We start from the raw sequence: 12,916 nt of genomic DNA, 5'->3' as shown, positions 1-12,916 counted from the left end.
CCCCCGTATTCGCACACGGCCCGGCAACCTATACACGCTCGGGAGCTCTGGAATGTTGCACCCAATTTCCGTGGCACACTGGAGGGTCGGCATTTCCGCAGTACGGAAGGTGTACGAGTGAGCTCCGGACCACTGATCGTGCAGTCGGACAAGACCCTGCTTCTGGAGGTGGACCATCCGGACGCGCAAGCGTGCCGGATGGCGATCGCACCCTTCGCCGAGCTGGAACGCTCGCCGGAGCACGTGCACACCTACCGGCTGACCCCGCTGGGGCTGTGGAACTCCCGGGCAGCCGGCCACGACGCTGAGAGCGTGGTCGACGCCCTGATCAAATACTCGCGATACCCGGTGCCGCACGCGCTGCTCGTCGACATCGCCGAGACGATGGATCGGTACGGTCGGCTCCAGCTCGTCAACGACCCGGTGCACGGCCTGGTGCTGCGCGGCCTCGATCGGATCGTGCTGGTCGAGGTGGCGAAATCGAAGAAACTGGCCGGCATGCTCGGCAACCGGATCGACGACGAGACGATCGCGGTGCACGGGTCCGAGCGCGGCCGCCTCAAGCAGGCGCTGCTCAAGCTCGGCTGGCCGGCCGAGGACCTGGCCGGTTACGTCGACGGCGAGGCGCACGAGATCGACCTGGCACAAGATGGCTGGACGCTTCGGTCCTACCAGCAGGAAGCGGTGGACGGCTTCTGGGCCGGTGGCTCCGGGGTCGTCGTGCTGCCCTGTGGCGCCGGCAAGACGCTTGTCGGCGCGGCCGCGATGGCGACCGCCAAGGCCACGACGCTGATCCTGGTGACGAACACGGTCGCCGGCCGGCAGTGGAAACGCGAGCTGGTGGCCCGCACGTCGCTCACCGAGGACGAGATCGGCGAGTACAGCGGCGAGCGCAAGGAGATCCGCCCGGTCACCATCGCCACGTACCAGGTGCTGACGTCACGCCGGGGCGGCGCCTTCACCCACCTGGACCTCTTCGGCGCCCGCGACTGGGGCCTGGTGATCTACGACGAGGTGCACCTGCTGCCCGCGCCGATCTTCCGGTTCACCGCTGACCTGCAGGCCCGCCGCCGGCTCGGTCTCACCGCCACGCTGGTCCGCGAGGACGGCCGTGAGGGCGACGTCTTCTCGCTGATCGGCCCCAAGCGTTACGACGCGCCGTGGAAGGACATCGAGTCGCAGGGCTGGATCGCACCGGCCGAGTGCGTCGAGGTCCGGGTCACCCTTACCGACGCGGAACGCATGTCGTACGCGGTGACCGAGGCCGAAGAGCGTTACCGGGTCGCGGCGTCGGCCCGGACGAAACTGCCCGTGGTGAAAGCCCTCATCGAAAAGCACCCGGACGAGCAGATCCTGGTCATCGGCGGTTTCCTCGACCAGCTGCATGAGCTGGGCGAATACCTGGATGCCCCGATCGTGCAGGGCTCCACGACGAACAAGGAGAGGGAACGCCTCTTCGACGCGTTCCGTGACGGGTCGCAGCGGACGCTGGTCCTGTCGAAAGTCGGCAACTTCTCGATCGACCTGCCCGAGGCGGCCGTGGCGATCCAGGTCTCCGGCACGTTCGGCTCCCGGCAGGAGGAGGCACAGCGGCTCGGCCGGGTGCTGCGGCCCAAGGGCGACGGGCGGCAGGCGCACTTCTACACGGTCGTCTCCCGGGACACGATCGACACCGAGTACGCGGCGCACCGGCAGCGGTTCCTGGCCGAGCAGGGGTACGCGTACAAGATCGTCGACGCCGACGACGTTCTTGGCCCGTCACTGCCCCAGGTCGACTGAGCTTCCCCACTGCAGCGAGAGGCGGGTGGCGGCCCGCTCCGCACGGATCTCCAGCAGGTCACCGAGGATGATCGCGCGGTCTTCCACGAGGATCTCGTCGTTGATGCCGTACGTCGCACGTTCGCTGACGAAGGTCGGGCTGCCGCTTTCCCGGTTCAGGTGGGCGGCGCTGTCGGCGGGGAGAAGGCCCGGCACGATCCGCTCGGAAGCCCTGGCGACGGTCACGCCGGCCTTTGCCAGGGCTTCATAAAGCGAGATATATCGAAAATCTTCGCTTTTAACCGCTGATATCCACGGCGCCGCGATCTTGGACGTTTGGTGGATCGCCGGCCGGCCGTCCAGGATTCGGAGCCGTTCCAGGACGCCGTCCGCGTTGTTCAGGACCACGGTCGTCACCTCGTGGCCCTGTTCCCGCAGGTCCTCGACGAAACTGCGCAGCGTGTCCACCCGGTAAGCGGCCTGGGCCGGGGTCACATAGGTGCCCCGGCCGGCCTGCTGGACGATCAGTCCTTCGAGCGTGAGCTGCTGAAGTGCCTGACGCAGCGTCATCAGCGTCACGCCGTAACTGGCGCTGAGCTCCCGCTGCGCCGGCAACGCGTCGCCGGGCCGGTAAACGCCGCCGCGGATCTTCTCAGCCAGGTCGACGGCGATCCGCCGATAGGCCGGCACCCGATCCGCCCGATCCGCCCGATCCGCCCGATCCGCCATGGTCCTCCTGTCACGATCCTTCAGACCGTCACAGTCACGATCCCTCAGACCGTCACAGTATCGAGAGCTCTCCGGAACTCGCTGAGGACGGCACCCATCTGCTCCGGCTCCCCGCCGTCGAGGATCTTCCGCATCAGGGCGGCGCCGATCACCACGCCGTCACAGGCCTCGGCGGCGGCGGTCGCGTGCTCCGGCCGGGAGATGCCGAACGCCAGCAGAATCGGCTGGTCGGTTAGTTTCCGCAGCTCCACGGCGAGCTTGATGCCGTCGCCGGCTACCTGGTCGCGTTCGCCTGTCGTACCCATGACCGAGATCGCGTAGACGAAGCCCCGGCTGCGGGAAGCGATCTCGGCCAGCCGGTCGGGTGCGGTGACCGGCGAGGCCAGCAGGGTGAGGTCGACGCCGTGCTTGATCGCCGCCTCGGAGAGCGCGCCGGCCTCGTCGAGGGGAAGGTCCGGCACGATGAGGCCGCTGACGCCGGCTTCGGCGAGATCCTGGCAGAAGCGGTCAGCTCCTTTGTGGAGGACCAGGTTGTAGTAGGTCATCGCGATCAGAGGGATGGTGATTTTCAGTCCGGCGAGATCATCGAGGATGCTTCGGGGGGACACTCCACGGCTCAGCGCCAGATCGGAAGCCTCCTGGATCGTCGGCCCGTCCAGGATCGGATCGGAGAACGGCAACCCGATCTCGATCGCGTCCGCCCCGCTGCGTTCGTACTCCTCCAGGTACCGCGTCCAGTCCGGCCGGATCCCACCGGTCAGATAGGGGACCAGCATCTTCTTCCTCATGACGCCTCCATCAGGGTCGCGACGTCCTTGTCACCCCGGCCGGAGAGCGTGACGAGGACCGTGCAGAACGGCGGCAGCTCACCGGATTCAGCAGCGCGGATCACCCACGCGATCGCATGCGCCGACTCCAGAGCCGGCAAGATCCCTTCGGTACGCGCAAGCCGGTGCACAGCCGGAACAACCTCGTCGTCGCCGACCATGACGTACCGGGCCCGCCCGATGTCGTTGAGGTACGCGTGCTCCGGCCCGACACCCGGGTAGTCCAGGCCCGGCGCAACCGAGTGCGCCTCGCTGACCTGCCCGTTCTCGTCCTGGAGCAGGTATGACCGGAACCCGTGCAGCACACCGGTCTGCCCCGAGGCCACCGCCGCCCCACCGGCCGCCTCCACCCCGATCAGCCGCGCGTTCGTGTCAGCGAACCCGGCGAACGTCCCCGCCGCATTGGATCCGCCACCCACACAGGCGACGACAAAATCCGGGATCCCGGCGCTCAGCTCAGCCGCACACTGCCCCCGCGCCTCATCCCCGATGACCCGCTGAAATTCACGAACCATCCATGGGTACGGGTGAGGCCCCATCACCGACCCGAGGCAATAGTGGGCCTCGTCGACACAGGTGACCCACTGCCGCAGAGCCTCACTGGTGGCGTCCTTGAGCGTGCGGCTGCCACCGGTGACCGGCACCACTTCAGCGCCGAGCATCTTCATCCGATAGACGTTGAGCGCCTGCCGCTCGATGTCCTTCTCTCCCATGTAGACCGTGACCCCGAGCCCGAGCAGCGCACCGGCGGTCGCGGTAGCCACACCGTGCTGCCCGGCCCCGGTCTCGGCGAGCAGCCGGGTCTTACCCATCCGCTGAGCCAGCAGCGCCTGCCCGAGCACGTTGTTGATTTTGTGCGAGCCGGTGTGCGCCAGATCCTCGCGCTTGAGCAGCACGTTGATCCCGAGCTCGGCCGACAGCCGCCAGGCCGGGGTGAGTGCGGTAGGCCGCCCGGCGTAGACCGCCAGCAGCCGATCCAGATCACGGCGAAACCGCGGGTCAGCCCAGGCGTCCCGGAACGCTTCCTCAAGCTCAGCACAGGCCGGAATCAGGGATTCGGGGACAAAACGCCCGCCGTAATCACCGAAGCGGCCGAGCTCCCCCGGCTCCGTCATCACCCCACCGGAAGGCAACACAAGTTCCGACACAACCCACCCCACAGTTCTAGAACTCTACAGTTCTAGAACTGTCCCACACGCCAGCGGTTTCGCCAACGCGATCTTGGAAACTCCGGGCAGCGGTGCGACGAAAGGGCGCCGGGGAACCGCAAATCGCCACGCTCCGCAGAGCCGCCCCACCACAACCCGCCGCGTGTTGATTTAGGGCGCGATCCGAACCTGAAGTCGACACAGGGCAGCCGTTTCGTGGCGTGCGTGTCGACATTGGGCGCGTAACGCACCCCAAATCAACACACTGAGACGGCCGACCTGCTCATCAAACCGGGTAAATCTGCGTTTGTCCGATGCCGGACGCGCGCCGGGGCAAGCGGGGCGGCTGAGGCGCGCCGGCCGGTGCTGGCGTGAGCGAACGTGCCCGCAGAGCCCGATCAGGAGCGTTTCGTGATCACGAGGCTGGTCACTGCGGTGGTGTTGCCGACACGGTCCCAGGCCTTCACTGTCACCTGAGTGTTCCCGTGGAGATCAGCGGTGATGCGCTCCCCCGTGCCACTCGGAACGCCGCCAACCCACCACTCGATCCGGGCCGTACGCGACAGATCACCCACCCGAACGGACAATTCGGTGCGGCCGGCCGCAACCCGCGCCGGAATCCCAGTCGTGTCGATCACCGGGCCGGCGTTGTCGACCCGGTACGACGGATAACGGTAGGTAACCCCGCCAAGACGATCGATGACGGCCAGCTTGAGCCGGAAGTCGCCGCTCACCGAGCCGAAGACGCTCCGGGTATCCAGCGTCAACGCCCACGGCGCGCCCGCGGCCCGGCCGAGTTCACGCCCGCCCAGGATGTACACGACGCCGGCGGTGTCATCAGCGAGCGACGCGGGCGCGATAGTGGCAACCCCGTGCAGGACAGCGCCAGGCGCAGAAACCGCCGACCGAGCCGGCACAACCGCGCCGACAGCGGCAGCCGCACCCGCCGTCCCGGCCTGCGGCCCTGACAACGGCAGCCAGGCCGGCACGCCGATCATCAACAGACCGCACAACACCGCGAGAATCGCGGCCCGCAGCGTGCTCAAAGGTGGCTCCCTCGCAGCTCAAGGTGCGCGGGAGCCTAACCTCAGAACGTCATTTGCGATACCACGTGCGGGTAGACGTGGTCGTCACATTGCCCGCTTTGTCGTACGCACGCAGTTGGATCTTGATCTTCTTGCCGTATTTCTTGGTGTTGACCGAAAACTTGTACGCCGCCTTGACGTCCTTGGCGACCACCTTGCCGTTGACCAGCAGCTCGACTCGTGCGACGCCGTTCTTGTCGCTCGCCGAGGCGGTGATCTTCACGGTCCCCTTGACCTTCGCCTTGTTCTTCGGCGCCTTGGTCACCTTCAGCGAGGCCTTGGTGTTGTCGACGATCACCGGACGGCGGACGACAGTCGCGTTGCCGAACCTGTCGTAGACGTACCAGACCAGGTTCTGCCTGCCTTCGACGAGCAGCGCCTTGTGGCTGCAGATCGGCTTGCAGGTCAGGTATCCGGAGGCGTTGTTGCCCAGCAGCGCCTCCACAGCGGTGTGCGCATCGACAGCGCGGATCGATGTCTGAACCGTCTTCCCGCGCAGCAGGACACCGGACTTCGGCGAGAGCCAGGTGACAGCCGGGCCGGTGGCGTCCACTGTCACCTGGCGGCTCGCCGAGGAGGCGTGGCCGAGCTTGTCCCAGGCCTTGACTGTCACCGTCGCGACGCGGCTCTTCCGGCCGAAGTCGTGGGTGTAGGCCTCCCCGGCCGCTCGGCGCACTCCGTCCACCCACCACTCGATACGAGCCACCTTCGACAGGTCCCGCCCGTACGCGTAAAGGTTGGTGGCCCCGGGCCCGACCAGGGCCGGGACGTCGAGCAAGCTGATGACCGGGCCAACGTTGTCGATGCGGTACTGCTGGTAGTAGGTCGCTTCGTTGCCGGCCCGGTCCTTCGCCGTGACCTTGAGCCGTGCCGTCTTGCCGGTGTGCACGGCCGTGTCCCAGGTAAGCGCCCACGGCGCCGCTGTCGCGCGGCTGAGTTCCTTACCGCCCCAGCTCAACACGACCTCGGTGGTGTCGGCGGCGTCCGGCGTCGCGGTGATCGTGGCCTTGCCGTGCAGGATCGCGTACTGCGCCGGCGCGAAGGTCACCGACGGCGCCACCGAGTCGAGGTGGACCCGTGTGGTGGCCTCGCCGATGTTGCGGGCGGCGTCCACGGCTTGGACGGTCAGATCGACGTCCCGGTTGTTGTCCGTGGCGTACAGGGTGACCGGGACCCCGGTCGTGGCGGCCACGCCGGGGGCGCGTCCGCCCCGGAACACCCCATCGATCAGGACCCGTACCTGGATGACGCCGACATCGTCACTGAACGTGGGGATGATCGGCGACAGATTGCCGAGAACCTGGCCTTCGGTGACACCGGTCGAGGTGATCACCGGCGGCGTCTCGTCGACGATGTCGTCCGCAGCCGCCGGCGACGCGGCCGAGAGGATCAGCGTCGCGGACAGCGCCGAGCCGGCGCCGGCTCGAACGAGCCTCATGCGCGCGCTCATTTGCGGTACCAGGTACGGATTGATGTCGTTGTCACGTTGCCCGCCTTGTCGTACGCACGCAGTTGGATCTTGATTGTCTTGCCGTATTTCTTGGTGTTGACCGAGAAGGTGTAGGCGGCCTTGGCGTCGGTGGCGACCACCTTGCCGTTGACCAGCAGCTGGACCTTTACGACGCCGTTCTTGTCGCTCGCCGAGGCCGCGATCTTCACGGTGCCGGTGACCTTCGCCTTGTTCTTCGGCGCCTTTGTCACCTTCAGCGAGGCCTTGGTGTTGTCGACGATCACCGTCCGCCGGACCACGGCCGCGTTGCCGAGCTTGTCGCGAACCGTCCAGGTCAGCGTCTTCTTGCCGTCCTTACCGGCCGTGATCGACGAGGCGTAGGGCGACGTGGTGTCCGCCTTCGCGCCGGAGAGGGTGGCCGAGGCGACTCCGGCCCCGTCACTGGCCCTGACGCTGGACGAGATCTTGGAGCCGCGGATCAGGGCGCCGTTACCCGGCGCGAGCCACGCCACCGACGGACCGGTGTTGTCCACGATGACGGTCTGGTAGATCGTCCGCCGGTTGTTCCAGTAGTCGGTGACGATCCAGCCGAGATTCTGCTTACCGTCCTGGCCGAGCTGGAAGGTGGCAGTGAAGGGTGACGTCGCGCTGGCGCCGTAACCCTGGTCCGTCATGACCGTCCCGATGCCGGAGGGGTCCGCCAGACGCAGCGTGGCCTTGAGCGTCGCGCCCCTGACCCGGGTGTTCGTGGCGGGAGAGTGGGACACGGCCGTGGGCGCTTGCGCGTCGATCTTGAACGGGTACCGCCCGACGGTCAGATTGCCGAACGTGTCCCAGACTCGCAACTCAACGGTGGCGGTCCGCTCCCGCGTGCCGAAGTCGTAGCTGAGCTGGTCCAGGTTCCGCCCGCGCAGCGCGCCGTCGACCCACCACTCGGCCCGCGCCACGCCCGCCCGGTCCTCCGCGTAACCGAGCACGGGCCAGACACCCGGACCCATGATGCCGGCCTTGGGAGAATTGATGGAGATCTCCGGGCCTGCGGTGTCGATGTCGAAGAACTTGTAGTAATCGGTCTTGTTGGTGGCCCGGTCGGTGATGGTGATCCGCACCGAGGGGAAGTCCGCCGGCAGCTGGGCGGTGTCCAGCGGCAGTTTCCAGGGCGCGGCGGTGGCCCGGGCGAGTTCCCGGTCGTCGCGGTCGTACATCACGATCGAGGCGGTGTCCGCCGGCACGCCGGACGCGCTGAACGTCAGCGAGCGCCCCACCAGGATGTGCTGGTCCGCCGGCGAGATGGTGGCAGTGGGGATCACCCGGTCGACGATCACCCGGGTGGTGAGGACCTCGCTCCAGTTGTAAGCCGTGTCCCGGAGGCGGACCCCGATCTCCACCTCGGCGCCGTCCGCCACGTCGCCGATGCTGAGCTGGGCAGCCGGCCCCATCCCCTCGACCCACCCGTAAGCGCCGGCGTGTTTGCCGTTGACGAAGACCTGCGTGCCGGTGACGCCGACATCGTCGGTCCCGGTGGGATAAATCATGTGGAACGGCCGGATGTACTGACCCCCGATGAGCCCGGTGGAGACGATCACCGGCGGGGTCGTATCGGTGGCAGGTTCGTCAGCGAGAGCTGGGCCGGCCGCGGAGAGAATCAGAGAGGAAATGATCACCGCGGTCGCGGCAGAGCGGATCATGCAAGGACCTTACATATTTCGATCAATCACGTCGATCCGGTTCCGGCACGACGTTGCCATTTCGGAGCAAATTCACCAGCAGGTCACCGTGCTCTTCCACCCGCTCCAGCACCTCCCCCGCCCCGAACTGCCGCGCCTCCGCCTCCCCCGTCGCCATCGCGATCACCTCGTCCCAGGTCAGCGGCGCCGACGCGGTCGGTTTCTCGCCCGCGCGCAGCGAGTACGGCGTCACCGTCGTCTTCGCCGCCGCGTTCTGACTCCAGTCGATGAAAATCTTGCCAGGCCTGACGGCCTTGGCCATCTTCGCGGTGATCGAGCTCGGGACCATCGCCGCCAGCTCTTCGGCAACCCTTTTCGCGTACGCGGAAACGACCTCAGCATCCTGGGTCCCCGAAATCGGACAGCAGAGCTGCATGCCCTTCTTCCCCGAGGTCTTCGGATAGGCGGCGATGCCGTCCTCGCCGAGCCGATCCCGCATCAGCGTGGCGACGGCACAGCACTCCTTCAGCCCAGCGGGCGCGCCCGGGTCCAGGTCGACGACGAGCAGATCCGGTTCGGCGCCGACCCGCCACTGCGGGGTGTGCAGTTCAAGAGCGGCGAGGTTCGCCAGCCAGACGAGGGTGGGCAGGTCGTCGACGACAACGAACTCGATCGTCTCGCGGCTCTTCGTCGACCCGGGTACGGGCAGCGTCTCCAGCCTGACCCAGTCGGGGGTACCCCCTGGTTTGTTCTTCTCGAAGAAGTTGATGTCGTCGACGCCGTTGGGGAAGCGGATCCGGGTGGCCGCCCGGCCGCGCAGGTGCGGCAGCATGACCGGCGCGATCCGGGTGTAGTAATCGATCACTTCACCTTTGGTGAATCCGGCGGCCGGGTACATCAGCTTGTCGAGGTTGGACAGCTCGACGTCGCGGCCCTCGATCGTCACCAGGAACCGTTCACTCTTCATCGTCGGCACACTCCGCTGGCGTCTTGTCGTCGCGCAGCCGCAGAAACCGGGGGAACCTCAGCCGGCGATCGGGAGTCCGGTTGCCAAACTTGATCTCGGCGACCAGCTCTGGGCGTACCCAATTGGCTCCTCGTGAATCCTCGCGCGGGACCGCGCCCGGCGCGAAGGGCGAATCGCCGGAGGCGATCGGCTCGAGCCGGGCCAGAAGCTCTTTCTCGGCGGCCGCGCCGATGCCGCCGCCGACCCGGCCGCGGAACGCCAGACCGTCCGCGGTGGGCACACCGACCAGCAGACCACCGAGTTTGCGGGCGCCGGGCCGCCACCCGCCGATCACGTAGTCGCCGGTCTGGTCGAACTTGACCTTGATCCAGTCGGCGGATCGGCGGCCGGGCAGGTAGACCGAATCTGATCGTTTCGCCATGACGCCTTCGAGCCGGTTCTCCCGAGCAGCGTCGGCTGTCGCCTGCCCGTCGCCGAAGGACGGCGGCACCATCCAGCGCTCCTCGTTCAGCCCGAGCTCCTCGAGCCGCTCCCGGCGAGCCAGATAGGGCAGACCGGTTTGGTCCATGCCGTCGAGAAAAAGCAGATCAAAGATCATGTACGTGACCGGAAGGGCCGCCGCGAGCCGAGCCGCCCTCGGCTTGTCCCGGACGTGCATCCGCTCGGCGAGCGCGGTGAACGACGGCCGGCCGGCAGCGTCGAGGACGACCATCTCGCCGTCGAGAAGGGTGCCCTCCGGCAGGTGCAAGTCGGCTATTTCAGGGTATGCCGGGGTGACCACGGCGCCCGAGCGCGCGAAAAGGTCCGGCGGGCCGCCACCGAACAGGGCCAGGACGCGAACGCCGTCCCACTTGAACTCGTAGCTCCACTCCGGCCCCACCGGCAGCGGGCCCGCCGTCGCGAGCATCGGCGACAGGGATGGACCCGGCATCTGATCACCATAAGCAGAAGCAATCACCTTACGCAGGCGTCCCAGTAATGCGATTCTGAGAACATGCGAGCGATCTGGAAAGGCGCTGTCTCGTTCGGCCTGGTGTCGATCGCCGTCAAGCTGTACTCGGCGACCGAGGAGAAGGACATTCGTTTCCACCAGGTGCACCGCACCGACGGTGGTCGCATCAAGTACCAGCGCACCTGCTCGGTCGACGGCGAGGTGGTGAGCTACGACGACATCGCCAAGGGGTACGACATCGGCGGCGGCGAAATGGTGATCTTGACAGACGAGGACTTCGCCGAGCTCCCGCTCAGCACGTCGCGAGCCATTGACGTCCTGGAATTCGTTCCGGCCGAGCAGATCGACCCGATTCTCTTCGCCAAGTCGTACTATCTCGAACCCGAGGGCCAGGCCGCGAAGCCCTACATCCTGCTTCGAGACGCGCTGCGCGACGCCGACCGGGTCGCCATCGTCAAGATCGCGATCCGGCAGCGGGAACAGCTCGCCACCCTGCGGGTCCGCGACGACGTCTTGATCCTGAACACGATGATGTGGCCCGACGAGGTGCGCACGCCGGACTTCGGGTTCCTCGACGACGACATCGAGACCCGCCCGGCCGAGCTGGCGATGGCAAGTTCGCTGATCGACTCGATGGCGGGCAGCTTCAACGCGGAGGACTTCACCGACAACTACCGGGCCGCGCTCCAGGAGGTCATCGACGCCAAGGTCGAAGGCCGCGAGGTCGTGCAGCCGGAAGAGGCCGAAGAGGCGCCGGCCGCGGCGATCGACCTGATGGCGGCACTCAAGGCCTCCGTCGAACGCGCGCGCAAGGCGCGCGATTCTTCTGGTACGCCTTCGTCGTCGGATTCGCCTTCGTCCGCGCCCACCAAGAAGGCGGCTCCGGCCAAGAAGACGGCCGCCAAGAAGACGACCACGGCGGCGAAGAAGGCCGCGCCGGCCAAGAAGACCACCGCTGCGAGAAAATCCACGGCTACCGAGAAGCCCGCCAAGAAGTCCGCATGACTACGCTCGGCCCATGGGATTTGCATGGGTTCCTCGTGAGGTGGTCCGGTGTCGCTGACGTGGGCAGAGTCTTACCTCGGGCGGGTGCGCGCGAGCGTCGGTGACACCGACACGATCTTCTTCGTCGGGGCGCGGACCGTGCTCCTCGACGACCAGAACCGGCTGCTGCTGATCCAGCGCTCCGACAACCATCGCTGGGCAATCCCGGCCGGGGCGATGGAGCTCGGCGAGAGCATGGAGCAGTGCGCGGTCCGCGAGCTCTGGGAGGAGACCGGACTGACGGCCACCTCGCTCACGCCGTACGCGTTCTACACGGCCTATACGTACACGAACGATTTCGGTCACACGTACCAACAGGTTTTGATGACCTTCGTGGTGCACGCCTGGGAGGGTGAGCTGCTCCGGGAGACCGAGGAGAGCGTGGACGCCGGCTTCTTCGCCCTCGACGAGCTGCCCGGGCAGAAGTCGCTGGTGATCGAGGAGGCCCTGGCCGACCTTGAGGAGTTCGGCAAGACCGGTCGGCTCGTCATGAAGTGAGCAGCCTCGCTTGGATGACGCGTTCCCTCTGCTCACGTTCGCCGTCTCGCTGGACAGCCATCTCCTCCCGTTAGTGGCCGAGGCCGGCGTGTGGAAATTGGTGGCCGACCGGGAGAGGACCGGCCGGCCGCGGGTCGTGCGTCCGGGTCGTTTGGCCGGGTAGGAGCAGCTGCCGGGAACCGCCGATGACCGCAGCTGCCGGGGACTGCCCGGCTGAATCGTTGGGGACGTTATGCCCGGAGCTGCCAGGGTGCCCACTGCACCGCGGCAGCGAAGCCGCCACGGCGGGCTTCCCGGGCGCCGGCCGCGGAGAGCGGGCCCTCCCGGCCACCGCTGACTCCGGTGCCGATCAACCTGGTCTCGAACCACGATCCGCCCACCCCGCGACGGACACGTTCCCACAAACCGCCCTCGATCAGTGCGGCGGCATGGGCACGCAACCGTTCCACCAGGCCTCTCGGGTCTTCGGCGCAGGTGTCGCAGATGCAGGTCGGAAGGGACTCCTCCCACCAGCGGCCGAGCCGGAGGATCAAGCCCGGATCGGTGAAGTGGATCGCCAATGGCGCTCCGGCGGGAGAACGGGGGATGAGCCGGACGGTCCGTACGAGCGCGTCGTCGAGCCCGAACGGTTCCTTGGTCTCGCGGCGCTCCACCAGGCAGCGCTCGGAGAGTTCATCCAGCAGGATGTCGGCCGCATCGTGGAGCACCTTGAAGCGGTCCGTGTCGGTGGCGTGCTGATAGCCGTCCACCAGTGCAGTATGCCGCGCACGGCCAGCGGCGCTGAGTGGCTT

12 protein-coding genes are annotated in these 12,916 nt (G+C 67.2%); 3 read left to right on the top strand and 9 right to left on the bottom strand.

Annotation, left to right across the window (positions count from 1 at the left end; translation table 11 throughout):
* The first annotated feature begins 117 nt into the window (after nucleotides 1–117).
* On the top strand, nucleotides 118–1,779 hold the full coding sequence (locus ACQP2E_RS01565; protein ID WP_433828106.1) for a DNA repair helicase XPB: 1,662 nt from the start codon (nucleotides 118–120) through the stop codon (nucleotides 1,777–1,779).
* Here ACQP2E_RS01565 and ACQP2E_RS01560 read toward each other — a convergent pair.
* The 8 genes from ACQP2E_RS01560 to ligD (ACQP2E_RS01525) all read right to left on the bottom strand — a co-directional run bounded on the left by ACQP2E_RS01560 (nucleotide 1,759) and on the right by ligD (ACQP2E_RS01525) (nucleotide 10,562).
* Nucleotides 1,759–2,487 carry a GntR family transcriptional regulator gene (locus tag ACQP2E_RS01560; RefSeq protein ID WP_433828105.1) on the bottom strand — a complete coding sequence of 243 codons (729 nt, stop codon included), beginning with the start codon at nucleotides 2,485–2,487 and terminating at the stop codon, nucleotides 1,759–1,761. The two genes, ACQP2E_RS01565 and ACQP2E_RS01560, sit on opposite strands and share 21 nt — an antisense overlap.
* Before the next feature lie 44 nt (nucleotides 2,488–2,531).
* Nucleotides 2,532–3,275: a tryptophan synthase subunit alpha gene (gene trpA, locus ACQP2E_RS01555; RefSeq protein WP_433828104.1), complete on the bottom strand. Its 744-nt coding sequence runs from the start codon at nucleotides 3,273–3,275 to the stop codon at nucleotides 2,532–2,534.
* A complete protein-coding gene (gene trpB, locus ACQP2E_RS01550) occupies nucleotides 3,272–4,429 on the bottom strand; it encodes a tryptophan synthase subunit beta (protein ID WP_433828103.1) in 1,158 nt (385 codons plus the stop codon). Before trpB ends, trpA begins: the two co-directional genes overlap by 4 nt.
* A gap of 431 nt (nucleotides 4,430–4,860) precedes the next feature.
* Complete coding sequence (locus ACQP2E_RS01545) at nucleotides 4,861–5,508, bottom strand: hypothetical protein (RefSeq protein ID WP_433828102.1); 648 nt, start codon at nucleotides 5,506–5,508, stop codon at nucleotides 4,861–4,863.
* A gap of 49 nt (nucleotides 5,509–5,557) precedes the next feature.
* Nucleotides 5,558–6,985 carry an Ig-like domain-containing protein gene (locus tag ACQP2E_RS01540; RefSeq protein ID WP_433828101.1) on the bottom strand — a complete coding sequence of 476 codons (1,428 nt, stop codon included), beginning with the start codon at nucleotides 6,983–6,985 and terminating at the stop codon, nucleotides 5,558–5,560.
* Between the two features lie 8 nt (nucleotides 6,986–6,993).
* Entirely contained in the window at nucleotides 6,994–8,685 is a 1,692-nt protein-coding gene (locus ACQP2E_RS01535) for an Ig-like domain-containing protein (RefSeq protein WP_433828100.1), read from the bottom strand.
* 22 nt (nucleotides 8,686–8,707) lie between these two features.
* On the bottom strand, nucleotides 8,708–9,631 hold the full coding sequence (gene ligD, locus ACQP2E_RS01530) for a non-homologous end-joining DNA ligase (RefSeq protein WP_433828099.1): 924 nt from the start codon (nucleotides 9,629–9,631) through the stop codon (nucleotides 8,708–8,710).
* Entirely contained in the window at nucleotides 9,621–10,562 is a 942-nt protein-coding gene (ligD, locus tag ACQP2E_RS01525; protein WP_433828098.1) for a non-homologous end-joining DNA ligase, read from the bottom strand. The genes ligD (ACQP2E_RS01530) and ligD (ACQP2E_RS01525) overlap by 11 nt, the downstream gene beginning before the upstream one ends.
* Before the next feature lie 63 nt (nucleotides 10,563–10,625).
* Here ligD (ACQP2E_RS01525) and ACQP2E_RS01520 point away from each other — a divergent pair, with 63 nt between their 5' ends.
* Together ACQP2E_RS01520 and ACQP2E_RS01515 are read left to right on the top strand one after the other, a co-directional pair.
* The gene (locus ACQP2E_RS01520) at nucleotides 10,626–11,588 is read left to right on the top strand and encodes a Ku protein (protein WP_433828097.1); all 963 of its coding nucleotides are present in this window, start codon (nucleotides 10,626–10,628) and stop codon (nucleotides 11,586–11,588) included.
* A gap of 48 nt (nucleotides 11,589–11,636) precedes the next feature.
* The gene (locus tag ACQP2E_RS01515) at nucleotides 11,637–12,125 is read left to right on the top strand and encodes an NUDIX domain-containing protein (RefSeq protein WP_433828096.1); all 489 of its coding nucleotides are present in this window, start codon (nucleotides 11,637–11,639) and stop codon (nucleotides 12,123–12,125) included.
* A gap of 230 nt (nucleotides 12,126–12,355) precedes the next feature.
* On the opposite strand, the gene ACQP2E_RS01510 is transcribed toward ACQP2E_RS01515, so the two are convergent.
* On the bottom strand, nucleotides 12,356–12,874 hold the full coding sequence (locus ACQP2E_RS01510) for a DUF6226 family protein (protein ID WP_433828095.1): 519 nt from the start codon (nucleotides 12,872–12,874) through the stop codon (nucleotides 12,356–12,358).
* Nucleotides 12,875–12,916: the final 42 nt, after the last annotated feature.

The sequence above is a fragment of the Actinoplanes sp. CA-015351 genome, from assembly GCF_050955685.1.
Classification (GTDB): domain Bacteria; phylum Actinomycetota; class Actinomycetes; order Mycobacteriales; family Micromonosporaceae; genus Actinoplanes.
The sequence above is the reverse complement of the archived record's forward strand: the minus strand, read 5'-3'. Positions and strand labels throughout refer to the sequence as shown.